We start from the raw sequence: 17,328 nt of genomic DNA on the forward strand, positions 1-17,328 counted from the left end.
CGAGCAAGGCGACGCATAACTACCAATTACTCATCGTTTTGAGCTGCTGTTTTCGCCATATTAAATAAATGGCTGGTAAAATAAGTAGCGTCAATAAAATCGCACTGACCATCCCGCCCACCATGGGCGCAGCGATACGACTCATCACTTCAGACCCCGTACCTGAGCCATAAAGTACCGGTAATAGTCCGAATATAATGGTTGCGGTCGTCATCATGACTGGCCGGACACGCAAACCCGCGCCATGCAATACGGCTTCGGTTAGCATTCCTACGGTGGGTTTAATACCGTCCATTTTGCATTTGTCGATTAACGCCTGGTACTCATGATTCAAGTACACCAGCATAATGACGCCAATCTCGACAGCGACCCCGGCCAATGCAATGAAGCCAACGCCCACTGCCACTGAAAAGTTAAACCCCTCTAAGTACATAAGCCAAATACTACCGACCATCGATAAAGGCAACGTTCCCATGATGATCGCTACTTCAATAAAATTGCGGAAGTTGAGGTATAACAAGATCACGATAATGGCTAAAGTCAATGGCACTACATAGGTTAATTTTTCTTTTGCCCGCAACATATATTCATATTGTCCCGACCACGTTATGGAGTATCCTGCAGGCAATACCAGCTCCTCACTGACGACCTGCTGCGCTGCGACGACATAAGAGCCAATGTCTACACCATCAATATCCACATACACCCAGCCATTAAGGCGTGCATTTTCACTTTTAATGCCTGGGGGACCATCTTCAATATACACATCCGCGACATCAGCCAACGCAATGCGTTTGCCTTGTGGTGTGACAATAGGCAACAATGACAATGATTCAGGTGATGAGCGATATGATTGTGGATATCGAATATTCACTGGGTAGCGCTCTAATCCTTCGACGCTTTGTGTAACATTCATTCCTCCAATCGCACTAGAAACAACTTGTTGAACGTCTGCTATGTTAAGACCATAGCGAGCGGCCCGTTCACGTTGGATATCGACTTTGACATAACGCCCGCCGGCAACGCGCTCTGAATAAACGGATGCAGTGCCCTCAATATCTGAAAGTATCGTTTCAATTTGTTGACCAATCTTTTGAATTTCCATAAGATCTGGACCTCCAATCTTGATGCCCACGGGGGTCTTAATACCGGTAGCCAACATATCAATCCGCGTTTTAATTGGCATAACCCATGCGTTCGTTAACCCCGGCAAATTAACCACAGCATCAAATTCTTTGATCAGATCCTGGGGCGTCATGCCTTCACGCCATTGATCTTGAGGTTTTAATTGTATAAACGTTTCTATCATTGTTAATGGCGCAGGATCGGTTGCCGTATCGGCTCGGCCGACCTTGCCAAACACCGTTTCGACCTCAGGAACGGTCTTGATCAGTTTATTGGTTTGTTGCAATAACTCGCGTGCTTTACCTATCGAAATACCGGCATAAGTCGTCGGCATATACATTAAGTCACCTTCATCAAGCGGCGGGATAAATTCGCTACCGATCTTATCAATTGGCCAAAGCCCAATTCCCAGTACTATAACGGCGACCAGCATGGTCAACTTGGGAAAACGTAATACCGTTTTCAGTGTTGGCATGTATAAAAACGTCAAGAACCGATTTACAGGATTCTTATGCTCCGCAAGTACTTTACCGCGCACAAAGTACCCCATCAAAACTGGCACCAAGGTGATCGCAAGCGCTGCGGAAGCGGCCATCGCATATGTTTTGGTGAATGCAAGCGGCGAGAACATCCTGCCCTCTTGCGCTTCCAGCGTAAACACTGGTACGAAACTAACGGTGATGATCAACAAACTGAAAAACAGCGCAGGTCCGACTTCAGACGCTGAATCTATGACGACCTGCCATCGATTTTCTTTCGTCAGGGGGGTTCGCTCCATATGCTTATGCATATTTTCGATCATGACAATGGCCCCATCGCTCATTGCACCAATAGCAATAGCGATCCCCCCAAGGACATGATGTTCGCATTGATACCTTGCATATACATCACGATGATTGCCGTGATGATCCCGACAGGAATACTTATAATTGCGACCAGCGATGAACGTACATGAAATAAGAACGCGATACACACTAGGGCAACGACGATAAACTCTTCTACCAGTTTAGAGGCCAAGTTATCTACCGCCCGTTCAATCAAAGCTGAGCGATCGTAAACCGTGACGATTTCGACGCCATCCGGCAATCATTTTTTAAGATCGTCGAGTTTAGCTTTGACTCCGTTAATGGTTGTTTGAGCATTTTCTCCAAATCGCATAACAACGATGCCGCCTACGGTTTCTCCTTCGCCATTCAGCTCAGCGATACCCCTGCGCATTTGAGGACCTAATTGCACATCCGCGATATCCCTAACCAACAGCGGCGTACCATTTTCATTCACGCCGAGAGGGATCGTTTCGATATCTTGTTTGCTTGAAATATACCCTGTCGCCCTGACCATATATTCAGCCTCAGACATTTCAATAACAGATGCGCCAACTTCTTGGTTGCCTCTTTTGATGGCCATTTGAATATGCGATAGCGGGATCCCATAAGCCCGCAGTTTTTCAGGATCAACTTTAACTTGATATTGCTTTACCATGCCGCCTAACGCAGAAACCTCAGAGACACCGGGAACGGTTTGCAGTTCGTACTTGAGGAACCAATCCTGCAGACTACGTAGTTGTGATATGTCGTTTTTGCCTGTGCGGTCAACCAATGCATACAAGTAAACCCAACCCACACCCGTTGCATCTGGGCCTAATTGTGGCCGAGCATTTTCAGGCAAATTGGGAGCAACTTGAGACAGGTATTCTAATACACGGCTTCGGGCCCAATAGAGATCCGTGCTGTCATCAAAAATGATGTAGACATATGAGTCGCCAAAGAAAGAATAACCCCTGACTGTTTTAGCGCCTGGTACCGACAACATCGCTGTGGTAAGAGGATAAGTCACCTGATCTTCAACCACCTGAGGTGCTTGTCCAGGGTAACTCGTCTTAATGATGACCTGGACATCAGATAGGTCGGGCAATGCATCAATTGGTGTATTCTTTAGCGTGAATAAACCACCGCCGATAATAATTAAGGTCGTCAGTAATACGAAGAAGCGGTTGGAAACTGACCATCGAATAATAGCAGCGATCATTCGTGTGCTCCTCCATGGTTGCTATGATCCATCGAAGCATCTTGGCTTTCAGACTGAATGCTCAGGATCCTAAAGTTGCCGTCAGTGATCTCAAACGTAAATGTAATGTCAGCACCGACCGTAAATTGGCTGATATCGATAGCGTCGCTCACGGTAAAGTCAAGAGTTGCCGCCGGCCTATCCCACTTTGGGATCGCTTCACGTGAAATATTGACTACACGAGACTGCGTATTGATGGCATTAATGGTGCCTGTCACCACTGCGCTTTGCGCTGAACTTGGTTCTGCTGATTTTACATGGATGGTTGTTACCAGATAGTCGCTATCACCGGTTTTGGTGATTTCAATATGCAAATCCATACCAGCTTCCAACTGTGATAAATCGATAGTGTCAGCAACAAAGAAATCCATTGTCATCGCGGGCCAATCCCACGCTTCAATTGCTCCGTGGTCAAGATTTAGCATTTTGTGTGAGGACATAACTGAATTAATCGTTGCTTCAGTCCATATAGTGCGTCCATTTATAGTCTGTGTATCAGCATTGTCGTCAATGATATGCACCGTCGTTACCACATACTGACCATCGTTTTCTTTACTAATTTCAATATGCGCCCCCATACCTTGCCGCAAACTCGTTAGGTCTACGTGGTTGGCGACAGTAAAATCCATTGTCATTTCTGGCCAATCCCATTCACTGATGGCGCCATGGTTCACTGTTATCATGTTATGTGAGGGCATAACATCGGTGATGGTGGCTTCGGTAAAAACCGACGACGGGAGTGCATCAGGTGCTTCCATCCGTTTAAAATCTGAACTGATACTGCTTTCTGAATCGAGTAAAAAGTGTGCAGAGGTGACAATCTGATCCCCGTCGATGAGACCTGTAGTAATCTCAGTGTAGTCCTCTACCACTCGACCTACATCTACGGCAATGGACTTGAATTGCCCGTCACCGAACGCCAAGACAACACGATCTTGCGTGCCGGTTCTGATAACCGCTTCTGATGGCACAAGAACGTTGTCTGAGTCAAAGTCTGAATGTATTGTGATCTGGGCAAACATGTTCGGCTTAAGCGCGTAATCGGCATTTTTAAAGCGTAACCGAACCCGCAGCGTTCGAGTGCTCTGTTCAAGTGTGGGGTAGACGTAATCAACCTCACCCTCCCATGTTTTGCCGGGTAAAAAATCCAACGTCATTGTGACGGGAAGTCCAACAGTGACTTGCGCGGATTGCCGTTCAAAGATTTCAGCATCAACCCACACCTCATCCAACGCACCAATGGATAGGAGGGTATTGCCTGGCTTGATAAAGAATCCTTCGCGGATATTTAAATTGTCAACAAACCCGGTTTGCGGTGCCGAAAAAGTGATCGTTTGACGAACTTTTTTGCTCGATATTAAGGACTGAATCGCTTCATTTGGCATTTGCAACGCATCTAACCGCGACCGAGCAGCATTGATCAAATCGTCGCTCCCGCGGCGCATCGCGATCAGCAGCTCTTCTTGCGCATTGACCAATTCTGGGGAATAGAGCGAATACAATGGTTCGCCTTTTTTGACATACTCTCCCGAGGCTTTCACATGCAGTGTATCTACCCAACCTTCAACGCGTGGGTGGATATGTATCAAAGTGTCTTCATTGTATTGCACATAGCCAACCGTACGAATAGGGACATGCAGCGAGCGGCGTTGAACCGATGCTGTTCTTACCCCTAAATTATTAACTACATTGGGTGATATGCTAATGGTTCCCGGACCTTCATTACCTCCCGTGCTCTCCTCATAAACGGGGACGAGATCCATTCCCATCGGAGATTTACCCGGTTCATCACGACGGTAATTGGGATCCATCGGTGCCACCCAATAGAGTGGCTGGGGTTCTGTGCTTTGCCCTGCTGCGTTAGATGGTGCATCAGAAGGAAGTAGGAATGTATATGCTAACGCAGTCATTGCACCGCCGATAACACATCCTAAAATAATGGCTTTCGTGTTATTCATTATTGTTCTCCGAATTGAGTCTTGGAAATACCTGCGGTGGTATTGAAGTAATAATTAAGTCGAATGTTTGTTCTGACGAGATCCACATCGATATCCAATGCATCAATACGCGCATTCAAATCCGCGATACGCGCGCGAGCAACTTCGGAGAAATCGCCTTCATCATTGGTGTAGGCATTCAAGGACGCATCAGCTTGTTCTTGCATTTGTGCTAATAACTCGTCGTTGTATAACGATTGCCTGTCAGTTAAACGTTCTCGCTCAGCGTATAACGACTGGATGGCAGACATCATTTCGCGCAGTGCGAGTAACTTGTCAGTCTTTATGGCTTCTGATTGATTTACGGCTGCAGAGACTTCTTTGTCTTGACGGTTTTCAGTAAAGATAGGTAAATCAAAACTAACACCGACTGACAAGAAATCAGCTCGACTTGCACCTGCCGGGGTATCATCGCGAAAAGCGTAACTGGCATTTTCGCCCCATTGGGGTTTGTATTTTTCTTTAGCTAACTCAACCCCGGTTTGACTCGCTCTGATACGTTGATTAATGGATAAAATATAAGGGTGATCTGCGAGTAATTCCGCGAGCTGTTGTTGGTTTTTCCTTTCTACCATTAACAACGTGTTGTCAGTGATTTTTGCAATGGCAGGTAATGTATTAGGCAACTGCAACGCGCTAAATGCATCAAAGCCAAGTTGGCGTGCAGACTGCTGGTTTTTTAGGATCCATTCCAATAACTTACCTGTTGCGCGTTCTTCCAGTGCTTGTAGTTTTGTTAATCTGTCTTCTAACCGCGTCAATTCTAACTTCGCCCTAATGATGTCTTGCTGTCGCACGCGTCCAAGGGCGGTCGCATAATTCGCTTTGGCAATGTCACTGAGTTGCTCAAACAATGCCCTATCTTGATGGATTAGCTTAATACTCTGCTGCGCGCGATAAATTTCAAGCCAAATATCAGAGACCTGCACACGTGTGCGGGCGATGCGATCAGCACGCATTAATGGGTGCTCGGCGGCTTGCTCTCTTAATTGACGAGAACGAATATCTAACGAATCCCCTCTGGGGAACATCTGTGAAACCCCTGCCTTAAGTTGCGTCATGGGTTCTTGATCGAATGCGAATCCATCTGTTGGTAAGTTCGCTAAACCAATATTAACTACCGGGTCCGGCAAACTAGCGGCTGCCACGCTACTTGAAACAATGGCTTGCTCGCGATACTCACTGCCTACAAGCCAAGGATCGTTGTTAATCGCGATTTCAACAGCCTGCTCCAATGTCAATACCGACTTGGTTTGACTTTGGGCGAGCCCAGTATTCAAAAGCGTCATTAGTACAATGACATGAAATGAAAAGCGTCTCATTAGAATTGCTCCTCATAGGTATTAACTTCGGCATAAGTGGTTGCGCTGCCATCGTCATTGAGTTGCAGAATAAGATAAGGACGAAATTGATCACCGACTTCCATACCAGGTGAGCCAATTGGCATAGCCGGCACACTGAGTCCGATGGCGCCTTCAGGTATATTGTCTAAAAATTGCTGAATGAATTTTGCTGGAATGTGACCTTCAAAAACAAAACCGCCTGGGGACAATGCCGTATGGCACGAACGGTAATTAGGCGCAACACCATATTTGTCTTTAATTCGAGACATTAACGTAACATTGGATACGTCTGCGTCGAACCCGTGCTCTTCAATATGGTTCACCCACTTTTGGCAACACTTACAAGAACGGCTTTTGTAGACTGTTAAGGACGTTATCGGGGATTCAGTCACTGCCTCTGAATCGTTATTTATCTGTGTTGCGTCGGTACATGCTGATAAAAACAGTGCAAACACCAAGGCTATCCACATCGAGCGATGCGTAATAATTGACATAATTACTTTCTCATTTCTATTGTTTAAATAAATGGCTTGCTACGAACATTCGACTAACAAGCGATATCATTGCCCGGATTCTAGACGGACTTATCCTGCTTAAATGAGAGAGTGTTTCGGAGGGCGCTGCAATCCACCTAAAAAGATTTGGTTTAGGTTTGGGTTAAGAGACTGAATACTCAGCGACACGCCTTCGGGTGACGAATGAGCTTGACTAGAGAGAAGACCAATATGAAACATCGCCATTGGACAACAGCAATCTTGCTGACAACAATCATTCATATCATCGCTTTGCGAGTGTTTCATCATGTCATGAGCGCTGTGCATATCGTGAGATCCGACCTCCATCTCCGCTGCCATTTCGTCACTGCATGGCATTTGCGCGAATGCAAATGACTCGCTCATTTGCACACTGAGCAATGCAATCACAATAATTAAGTGAATGAAGGCGCTTTTCACGGTCTCGTCGTTCCTTGGTGTTTGACAGACAGCAGTCAATGACTGTTTATTAATTGCTGATGATGTTAGCACCCTCGCCTGACAACCAGATCACCCCTACATTACAATTCGGTAATAAATGCAATTAGACGGATTATCATAGATCAAAGGCAAGGATTTCATTGCATAATCAGCGACCTAAGGGCTAACATCTTGATAGCGCTCAGCATTAAGATTACGGGACATTAGCGAAATTACAAAGCGACCTACATAGTAGGTGTTTCGTTTCACGGTTTCGTTACGTACATTAATATTGTAAGCGGGCTTATCATAAGTAACACGGGCGGAACATCGCATGAAAATATTAGTCGTTGAAGACGAAACAAAAACTGGAGACTACATCAAACAAGGCCTTGCCGAATCGGGCTTTGTTGTTGAGTTAGTTCGGACCGGTCTCGATGGCCATCACAAAGCCATGCTCGGTGAATATGAGTTGATCATCTTAGACGTCAGGCTGCCTGATATCGATGGTTGGAAAATATTGTCATCGTTACGAGAGTCTAACAATCATACACCGGTTCTTTTTCTTACTGCTCGTGATCATGTGAATGACCGTGTTAAAGGTTTAGAGCTCGGCGCAGATGATTACTTAGTGAAGCCGTTTGCATTTGCTGAGCTGCTAGCGCGTGTGCGTACGTTGATCCGCCGCGGCACGTCCGTGCCCAATAATATTTTACACATAGCCGATTTGGAGCTCGACATTCCTTCGCGTATTGCCACGCGAAGTGGGCGCACAATAAACCTGACAAATAAAGAGTTCACCTTATTAGAATTAATGGTGAGACGCCAAGGCGAAATATTGCCGCGTTCTCTTATTGCTTCGCAAGTATGGGATATGAATTTTGATAGCGATACCAATGTGATTGATGTCGCCATTCGCCGTCTTCGAGCAAAAATCGATGATGACTTTTCACTAAAGCTCATTCAGACTGTGCGAGGGATGGGATATAAAATGTGCAGTAATGAATCTTAAGGATCTATCAAAGCGACCAAGCTCTCTCGCCTTTCGGGTCACTATACTTGTTGGGCTCACTATCTTTGTGTGCCTAACGTTTATAAGTCTTATGGTGCAGCAATCGATTGCTCAGCATTTTGAAGAGCAGGATGCAGATGAGCTGAATGAGGTGTTTCTAGCCGTGAAACGCAAGCTTAATACAGCGTATAATGAAGGGGTCGCACCGTCTAGCATATTATTCCAAGCTGTCTCTGGGCATCACGGTGTCTATTATTTAGTTAAAAATAAAGACAACGAAGTTATTTTTAGCAGTGAGAGCGCGGTGCTAGAAAAATACCCTGGGGATACGTATGAACTAGAACAAATAACGCCATCCATGTTAAGCCTCTTTTTCGACGGCGAACATATGTTACGGGCAACGGAAATAACCGTGCGTATTGAAGACGGCAACAGCCAAACACATTATCAAGTCATCGTTGCCTCGAACATGGAATTTCATATGAACTATATGGAAGACTTCGAGACAACATTGTGGGGGATCATTGTATTGTCTGGGGCTATTACGATCTTAGCCGCGCGGTTTGCTGTTTATCGTGGTCACTCCCCCTTACGACGTCTCAGTCGCAAAATCGGTTCCATCACCGCGGATAAATTGGATATCAGGTTGGAACCCACCGAAGTCCCAGTGGAGCTTGCTAATCTGGTGGAGTCCTTTAATGCGATGATTGAGAGACTTGAAAGCGGGTTTGAGCAGCTGTCCCATTTTTCCGCTGACATAGCTCATGAACTAAGAACGCCTATCACCAACCTGACTACACAGACCCAAGTCATACTCAATCAACCACGATCGACGAATGAATATACTGACATCTTATATTCTAACTTAGAAGAGTACGAGCGAATGTCGAAAATGGTCAGTGACATGTTGTTACTAGCACAAACGGAGCATGGCTTGATCAAACCCAACGCTGAGCGTATAGACTGTCATAAAGAAATCGGTGAATTAATCGAATACTTTGAGCTCTTGGCCGAAGAGAAGCACATCAGCATTCAACTTATTGGTCACAAAATAACGTTAATGTGCGACAAATCGATGTTTCGACAAGCACTGAGCAACTTGTTATCTAATGCCATTCGGTACACTCCCGATAATGCAGAAGTCACCGTATCTACTCAAATACAGGATAACGAAGCATTGATATCGATTTCAAACCCAGGTAATAAGATCCCTGACATTCAACTTTCTCGCCTTTTCGATCGTTTCTACCGCGCGGATCCATCTCGAAAACGTGACGGGCAAGGCGCTGGATTAGGATTAACCATTGCGAGATCTGTTCTTGAAGTTAACGGTGCACATATACAAGTGGGATCAGATGAGCAGGCAACCACGTTCACGGTCATCTTTCCATTGCGTAGCTGACGCCTCGAACACACGCAAGTGTTAGTTCGAGACGCCAGTTGGACTAAAAGGTATACACGCCTTTTAAATAATAGAAACCGCCGTTAATACCAATGGGTGACGTCGTTGGGTACTTTGAACCCGCCACTTCGGTTTCATAAAGCACATTTTCATCAGGGAGGTTATCAAACGCATTTCGAGCGCCTAGTGTCATAATAAATGATTCATTAATATGATAACCAACTTCAAAATCGACCGTGTATTCCGCACCCACTTCCTCTATGGGTAAACCGGCATCGATGTGATCTTCAAAAATGTCACTAAAATAATTAAGGCGCGTTAATATCCGCCAATCGCCATTCGTATGATTGCCAGTCAGGCTGAAGCGGTATTCAGGCAAATTATCCTCAATCATTCGAATGCGAGTGGGTGAAATGTTTTGGACTTGCTCACCATTCACATCGAACGTTTTAACATCATCAACTTCTGTATCGGTCCAGTTCCCCGCAAACGAGAAAACCGTATCTCCTCCCAACATTTCCATTGAATAATTAGCGACGACATCAATACCTTGTGTTGACGTTGCAAAGTCATTTGTGAAGAAACTCACTTCACTAAAACTCGATGCGTCAGTGACGCCTTGGGCGAGAAGCGCATTGATATCCGCTTGCGTGAGGGTGATCCCCGACGTTGTGCTGATCCTATCTTCAACTTCAATATTGAAGTAATCGATGGTAACAAATAACCCATTTTCAAATTCTCCTACCCATCCTACACTGTAGCTCGTAGATTCCTCAGGTTGGAGGGGCGTTGCCCCCTTTTGAATGGAAATCGGATCCGACGGCGGCAGCGTGGCTCTATCAACCAATCCCGTTGCACTGAACGCGGTAGTGACGTTTCGTACATTCGATTGTCCTATGGTCGGCGCTTTGAATCCAGTTGCGATGGCGCCGCGTATTGCGACGGTTTCATTCAGTTGATAGCGCGCAGACAACTTGCCTTTGGTTGTGTCACCAAAATCACTAAAGTCCTCGTACCGAATAGCTGCCCCCACCATAAAATCGTCGCTAAAGAAATACTCCGAATCAATATACAGCGCTGCGCTGTTACGACTATTCTTGCCTTGGAACCGAGCGGCTAACCCAGGAAAGCCGTTTGAACCGATACCAAATCCCTGTGCGGCTAAAGGGCCTACTTCGTAGGACTTTGGATCCCCAGCGATGGCTTCAAACGCTTCATATCGATACTCAATGCCCCCGGCTAAGAACAACGGTTCATTCCCGCCAATATCAATATACTTATTGATGTCGATATTGAAGCTCGCTTCTGTTTGAATGTAGCGCCCGGGATTAAACGATGTTGGTGTATCCGGTCCTAATGACGGATTTATGGTGTTGCTAATGGCATAATCGATTTCATTAGTACCATAAGCACCACTGACATCGTAATTTAGCTCGTTATCCAATTCTCCACGAGTACCAACAACCAATGAAGCATCAGTAACGATCCCCCCATATTTTGGGGTAAATCCACCAGGAAAGAGTTCGTTGAATGCAAAACAATCAGGATTGTTTGCAACTTGGTTGATATAAACAGGGTTTTCTAGCACGTTTGAGCCGACGGCTATATCGGTCGGACAGTTGCCCGATAGATCTGGCGTCAAGTCGGCTACCAGTAATAATTGCTCACCACTGTCATTGGTTCCGCCATCATTGACACCACCGCGGTTGTGTGGGTTTCGAAAGTAAAACCCGCCCTCCACTTCTCGTCTCGCATAGTTACCAAATAAATACGCTTCACTGTTTTGATCAAGCTCCAAACCTGCATTGGCAAAAAACTTAAGATCCCCTTTTATTTCAGGACTCCCCCATACTTGCGCCGGATCTTCAACGAACGTGTTGCCATTGTTTATCAGCGCCGCCGCATCATCGCGTTGTACGCTTCGTGACGTGGGATCGGCCGTTCGATATTCTAGAGAGAGATTGACAAACCCTTGATCAGTCAATGGCAACCCAACATTGCCCGCGACCATCGTCGTTGCGCCGTCCCCTTCATAATATTGACCTTTATTAAATTCCACTAGGCCTCCTTCAGCGTCATCTTTAAGCGCAAAGTTGATCGCGCCGGCAATTGCGTCAGAGCCATATTGTGCTGCCGCACCGTCCCGTAATACTTCAACTTGTTTAAGTGCAACAGACGGTATGACGGATATATCAGGCCCTTGCGCACCGTCGGATATTTGACCACCTAAAAACGTAATAACCGCTGAGCGATGACGCCGTTTTCCATTCATCAGTATCAAGGTGTGATCCGGCGCGAGCCCTCTTAAATTCGCGGGACGTACTAGGGTTGAAGCATCATTAATTGGTTGGTCGTTAACATTAAAGGATGGCACGGCGGCTTGCATCATTGTCGTGATGTCGGTGGACCCGGTACTTTTAAATTCTTCTGCGCTGATAATGTCAACAGGTACCGCTGAATCCCCTATCGAGCGTGGCGCTGAACGCGTACCGACGACTGCATTTTTTCTACATCCGCCTCAGTGGTGCCGGCCTGCTCTTGTGCAACCAGCGTGGGTGAAATAGCCACTGCGATAGAAGCAGACAAAAGAGTCTTTGCAAACCCCAACCTTGTCGCCTTTGATTTAGTGTTAGTCATGTGTTTCCCTGATTTTATGTCTATGTCGTGTTGTTTGAAAAATCTCTTGAGAACCCAAACCGGTTGTTACAGATGTAGGAGGGCTAAGAGACTACCGTGCTGCGCAAAATACGCGCAGACACTGGCCAATGCTGACAAAATCCGCCATGACCTACATGGCGGTGGAATTACATGATAATTACAATTTTGAAAGGTACTAAGAGTGTAAGAAATGCCTGATCTTCAGCCGGCAAATCATGACGATGCCATGGGACGCACAGGCTATGCTGCGCAGCGCCCCAGCACCGATAGCGTCATGAACAACGGTAGGGATTGGATCTTGAGCACAGCAATGTCATAAGAAAAGCAGACGGTCGATGTGCTCACCTGGTGAGACATTGTTCATTTGATAAGGTGGTATGTTTATCTGAATTAGTCTCGACTTAATCTGACACTTCTTCTTGAAAAGATGAGAGTTACCCGTTTTGATAAAGGTGTCGAATCTTTAATCAAAACAAAATAGGTAACTCTCATGTTGCATACTAGCAATCCAATCATCAAACACAAAGCAGGACTGTTAAATCTGGCTGAAGAGCTGGGCAATGTATCGAAGGCCTGCAAAGTGATGGGCGTGTCTCGTGACACGTTTTATCGGTATCAGGAGTTGGTTGAAGAAGGCGGTGTTGATTCGCTGATTAACCGTTCAAGACGCACACCTAATCTCAAGAACAGGGTCGATGAGCAGACCGAACAAGCTGTCATAGCTCACGCCATTGAGTTTCCCGCTCACGGTCAAGCCAGAACAAGTAATGAGCTGCGTAAAGCAGGCGTGTTCGTTTCAGGCAGCGGTGTTCGCTCGATATGGCTCAGACATAATCTGGAAAACTTCAAAAAGCGACTTGCCGCACTGGAAGCCAAAGTTGAAAGCGAAGGCATCATTTTGACCGATGAGCAGGTTGCCGCGCTTGAGAAGAAAAAGCAGGATGATGAGGCCTGCGGTGAGATTGAAACACACCATCCCGGCTATCTAGGCTCGCAAGATACCTTCTACGTCGGCAACCTCAAAGGTGTCGGCCGCATTTACCAGCAAACCTTCGTTGATACCTACAGTAAAATTGCGTTCGCCAAGCTCTACACGACCAAAACGCCAATCACCTCGGCCGACATCCTCAACGACAGAGTGTTGCCGTTCTTTGAGGCTCAGGAGCTGCCCATGCTGCGGATTCTGACAGACAGGGGCACAGAATATTGTGGCAAAGTGGAACAGCATGATTATCAGCTCTACTTAGCCATCAACGATATCGACCACACAAAAACCAAGGCGCGACATCCGCAAACCAATGGGATCTGTGAGCGATTCCACAAAACCATCCTGAATGAATTCTATCAGGTCACCTTCCGCAAAAAGCTCTATGACTCGCTGGAAGCATTACAGAAAGATCTGGACGAGTGGCTGGAATACTACAACAATGGAAGGACTCATCAGGGCAAAATGTGCTGCGGCAGAACGCCAATGGAAACATTAACCGATGGGAAGCAGATTTGGGCTGAGAAGAACTTAGCTCAAAGCTAATCTGACACTGGCACCGTGAAACGGGTAACTGTCAGATCAGGTCTGAGCTAGTACAGTTTATCGTTCGCTACATAACATCTTGTGTCGTTTACGCATCAACAGCATTATCATTGCGGCGTATCATCGTTTACGCTTAACTTCTTCGTTTTTTTCACCGTTTTGTTTGTTTGGTGCATGTATTCTGCGGTCAGATGCGCTTGTGTGTTTACCGTCGCGTCAGCTGCCACTAATTGTTGGCGAGTTTCATTAAGTGCAATCGTTTGTGTATTCAGAGCGTCAGTCGAAGAGGACAGATCATCGCGAAGCAGATCGGATGCGTGCTCTAACCTCTCGACGGTTTGTTCAAGACGCTGATTGTTACTGCGGGATTGCGCGAGTGCCTCTTCCAAAAAGCGGTTCTGGTCTGCCAATGCTTTGTGATCGTTAAGCGCCTGAGACAATGTAACCTCCAATCGCGCCAGTGTAAGTTTTTGCTCTTGGTTGGTGCCGGTTAAGCCGGCCAGCTCTTGCGTCAACGCGTGTTGTTGATGATTGAGTTGTGCGATCGTACTTTCAAAATGATGGGTTTCGCGCTCACGCTGAGACGCGACAGACGCACGATAATGCTCAAGCGCCGCACGCGCATCCACGTGCTTGTCCTCTAATGATTGATTATGCGTTGTCAGTAACTGGATTTCCTGTGTCATTGATGCGAGCCGTTGTTCGTAACGATCACACTCGCGAAGTGCTGTATCGCGCGCCGCTGTGATGTCAGTCACATATTGAGTCAATTCAGCGATGTCATTGTTAGCTCGCGCAATCTGAGCCTGCAACGTATCGTTTTGCTCCGATAGTGCGACTGCGCAAGCCGCCTGCTCGTCAAGTGACTTTTTAAACCTACTTTCACGTTCAACCAACGTGGCATGCGTCTCCTTTTTTAATCGCGCCGCAACGTGGCTTACAAGCTGCTGTAATTCTTCAGACAGTAAGACTTCTACCGGCGCATTTGCGCCCCCTTCGGTTAAGCGTTTCAAATGCTTATGAATAGTGCTCTTTGAGCCCGTATTCCCGAGCTCTGCGCGCACAGCGTCGATCGACACACTGTTACCGCGCGCAATGATGGCCTCTGTGGCTTGTTTAACGTTTGTCAGCGTCACGCCGGTTCGCGCCATGATAATGTACTGTATTACGTAATATGTATATACAGTATAATGTTTGAAGCATTCGAAATCAAAATAGGGAAATATAAACAAGCGATAATCATGGTTTATAGCACCTTTATGGCTACCCCCCTTGATAAACAGCTGCCTTGATACATACTGAACCAAATTACTTAAAAACGAGGTCTGAAAAACCCGTCATGCCGAATCCACCACGTACTGTACAAACTCGAAGTGTTGATGACTATATTCAGGCCGCCACGCGTGACAATACAAGACGGACCTACCGAGGTGCGGTCGAGCATTTCGAAGTGGATTGGGGCGGTGTGCTGCCCACTACTAGCGAGGCGCTGTGTCGCTATTTGGCACACTATGCAGATACCCTTGCCCATAACACACTCAAAACGCGCGTTGCTGCCCTATCCCAGTGGCATCAAAGTCAGGGATTTATTGATCCCGCCAAGGCCATTCAAGTGAAAAAGGTGCTAAAAAGTATACGGGCCTTACACCCTGCCCCGGTGAAAAAAGCCACGCCCTTGGCGATGCCCGTGCTTGAACAGTTAGATAGCCATCTCAATGCCGAATGTCGCAGTGACATACAAGGCGTCTCGCTGCGTGCGACACGTGACCGGGCATTGATTTGGGTGGGATTTTGGCGAGGGTTTCGCAGTGATGAATTCACCCGTTTGTTACTGCAGGGCATTGAGGTCACACCGCATCATGGCCTATCGCTTTACCTGTCACGGTCAAAAGGCGACCGGCATTACGCAGGCAAACACTATCCGCTTCCAGTGTTAAATACGCTGTGCCCGTGTGTCCACTTCCCCTTTAATGAGACAGTGCTGAACTAGAGTTTTCCAGTTTTGCCCGGTAAGCTGCCGGTGGCAGGTTACCCAGACTTTCATGTGTTCTTTCTTCGTTGTAATCCAGTCGCCAGAACCAGGCCATGTCTCTCACCTGACTGAGATTTTCAAACAAGTAAGCATCCAGAAACTCTCTGCGGAATGAACCATTAAAGCGCTCAACAAAACCATTTTGCTGCGGCTTTCCTGGCTGGATATAAACCAGCTCAATATTGTTGGTTTCACACCAATCTGTCAGCGTTGCCGAAATGAGTTCCGGGCCATTATCCATACGCAGCTGAGTGGGTAATCCACGCTCAGCTTTAAGCTGTTCTAGCACGCGTACGACACGGCCAGCGGGCAGTGATGTGTCAACTTCAATAGCAAGGCACTCCCGCGTGCCTTCATCCACTACATTCAGTGTTCTGAACCGTTTGCCGCAATACAAAGTGTCATGCATAAAGTCCAACGCCCATTGGTGGTTTGCCTGATCCAGTACTTCTAAAGGCTGTGCTATTCGCTTGGGCAGTACCCGTTTGGTTCTGCGCCTCAGATTCAACCCCATCTGGCAGTAAACGCGATAGACACGCTTATGATTAAAGGTGAAGCCTTTGAAACGCATTCGACCAAAACACTTCCAAAAGCCTGCTCGCGGCGACTTCTCCAAGACCGCATTGATACCATCAATGACAGCAGCATCCGCTTTACGCCAGTCTCGTCCAGGACGATAAAAGGTCGCACGGCCAATACCAACGAACAGGCAGGCTTTTACGACGCTTAGCCCCGCATCAACCAAGATGCTGACGCATTCTCGTTTCTCTGCTGTCACCAACCCTTTTTTGCGACAAGTTCCTTAATGGCATTATTTTCTAAGCTGACATCGGCAAACATTTTTTTGAGCTTAGCATTTTCTTCTTCAAGCTCTTTTAGTCGCTTGACGTCTGAGGCTTCCATACCACCGTATTTGGACTTCCAATTGTAAAAGGTTGCACTGCTGATACCGTGTTGACGGCAAACTTCCTCAACCTTCATACCAGCATCAACTTCCTTTAACACCCCAATAATCTGAGATTCTGTATATCGTGATTTTTTCATAGTCGTCTCCTGCGTTAATCATTGCAGAAAACTCCAATTAAGTCTGTCTCAGTTTAGGGGAAGTGGACACGTGTGCTGCGCTAGCAACATGGCAAGAGATATTGGGGGCGCATGAGGGGCCAGTGTTTCGAAAAATCGACCGCTGGGGTGTCATTGCGGAACAT

At 46.6% G+C, this 17,328-nt stretch carries 10 protein-coding genes and 2 pseudogenes; 4 read left to right on the forward strand and 8 right to left on the reverse strand.

The window, feature by feature from the left end:
* Positions 1 to 19 precede the first annotated feature (19 nt).
* The 5 genes and pseudogenes from D0Y50_RS10345 to D0Y50_RS10365 form a co-directional block, all read right to left on the reverse strand.
* Positions 20 to 3,153 (reverse strand): annotated as a pseudogene (locus tag D0Y50_RS10345) (efflux RND transporter permease subunit).
* A complete protein-coding gene (locus D0Y50_RS10350) occupies positions 3,150 to 5,150 on the reverse strand; it encodes an efflux RND transporter periplasmic adaptor subunit (protein WP_044447422.1) in 2,001 nt (666 codons plus the stop codon). The pseudogene D0Y50_RS10345 and the gene D0Y50_RS10350 overlap by 4 nt, the downstream one beginning before the upstream one ends.
* The gene (locus tag D0Y50_RS10355) at positions 5,150 to 6,511 is read right to left on the reverse strand and encodes a TolC family protein (protein ID WP_117316861.1); all 1,362 of its coding nucleotides are present in this window, start codon (positions 6,509 to 6,511) and stop codon (positions 5,150 to 5,152) included. The genes D0Y50_RS10350 and D0Y50_RS10355 overlap by 1 nt, the downstream gene beginning before the upstream one ends.
* Positions 6,511 to 7,026: a DUF411 domain-containing protein gene (locus D0Y50_RS10360; protein ID WP_044447419.1), complete on the reverse strand. Its 516-nt coding sequence runs from the start codon at positions 7,024 to 7,026 to the stop codon at positions 6,511 to 6,513. The genes D0Y50_RS10355 and D0Y50_RS10360 overlap by 1 nt, the downstream gene beginning before the upstream one ends.
* A 99-nt stretch (positions 7,027 to 7,125) precedes the next feature.
* On the reverse strand, positions 7,126 to 7,485 hold the full coding sequence (locus tag D0Y50_RS10365) for a hypothetical protein (protein ID WP_013755305.1): 360 nt from the start codon (positions 7,483 to 7,485) through the stop codon (positions 7,126 to 7,128).
* A gap of 334 nt (positions 7,486 to 7,819) precedes the next feature.
* On the opposite strand from D0Y50_RS10365, the gene D0Y50_RS10370 reads away from it, so the two are divergent.
* Positions 7,820 to 8,497: a heavy metal response regulator transcription factor gene (locus D0Y50_RS10370; protein WP_117316863.1), complete on the forward strand. Its 678-nt coding sequence runs from the start codon at positions 7,820 to 7,822 to the stop codon at positions 8,495 to 8,497.
* Entirely contained in the window at positions 8,487 to 9,899 is a 1,413-nt protein-coding gene (locus D0Y50_RS10375) for a heavy metal sensor histidine kinase (RefSeq protein ID WP_117316865.1), read from the forward strand. Before D0Y50_RS10370 ends, D0Y50_RS10375 begins: the two co-directional genes overlap by 11 nt.
* A 43-nt stretch (positions 9,900 to 9,942) precedes the next feature.
* Here the strand turns inward: D0Y50_RS10375 and D0Y50_RS10380 are convergent.
* Positions 9,943 to 12,536 (reverse strand): annotated as a pseudogene (locus tag D0Y50_RS10380) (TonB-dependent receptor plug domain-containing protein).
* Positions 12,537 to 13,047: 511 nt separating this feature from the next.
* On the opposite strand from D0Y50_RS10380, the gene D0Y50_RS10385 reads away from it, so the two are divergent.
* Positions 13,048 to 14,088: an IS481 family transposase gene (locus D0Y50_RS10385; protein WP_117315792.1), complete on the forward strand. Its 1,041-nt coding sequence runs from the start codon at positions 13,048 to 13,050 to the stop codon at positions 14,086 to 14,088.
* A 107-nt stretch (positions 14,089 to 14,195) separates the two neighbouring features.
* Here D0Y50_RS10385 and D0Y50_RS10390 read toward each other — a convergent pair whose 3' ends face one another.
* Positions 14,196 to 15,239: a DNA-binding protein gene (locus tag D0Y50_RS10390; RefSeq protein WP_147318234.1), complete on the reverse strand. Its 1,044-nt coding sequence runs from the start codon at positions 15,237 to 15,239 to the stop codon at positions 14,196 to 14,198.
* Positions 15,240 to 15,427: 188 nt separating this feature from the next.
* Between D0Y50_RS10390 and D0Y50_RS10395 the strand changes: the two genes are divergently transcribed.
* Positions 15,428 to 16,078, forward strand: a complete 651-nt coding sequence (locus D0Y50_RS10395; RefSeq protein WP_117316868.1) for a site-specific integrase — start codon at positions 15,428 to 15,430, stop codon at positions 16,076 to 16,078.
* On the opposite strand, the gene D0Y50_RS10400 is transcribed toward D0Y50_RS10395, so the two are convergent.
* Positions 16,056 to 17,164 (reverse strand): IS3 family transposase gene (locus tag D0Y50_RS10400; protein WP_408640653.1). Its coding sequence is split into 2 segments (ribosomal slippage): positions 16,056 to 16,912 and positions 16,912 to 17,164, totalling 1,110 coding nucleotides; the frame shifts between segments, so codons are not numbered across the junction. The genes D0Y50_RS10395 and D0Y50_RS10400 overlap by 23 nt on opposite strands.
* Positions 17,165 to 17,328: the final 164 nt, after the last annotated feature.

This window comes from Salinimonas sediminis, from assembly GCF_003429285.1.
In the GTDB taxonomy this organism is placed as follows: Bacteria; Pseudomonadota; Gammaproteobacteria; order Enterobacterales; family Alteromonadaceae; genus Alteromonas; species Alteromonas indica.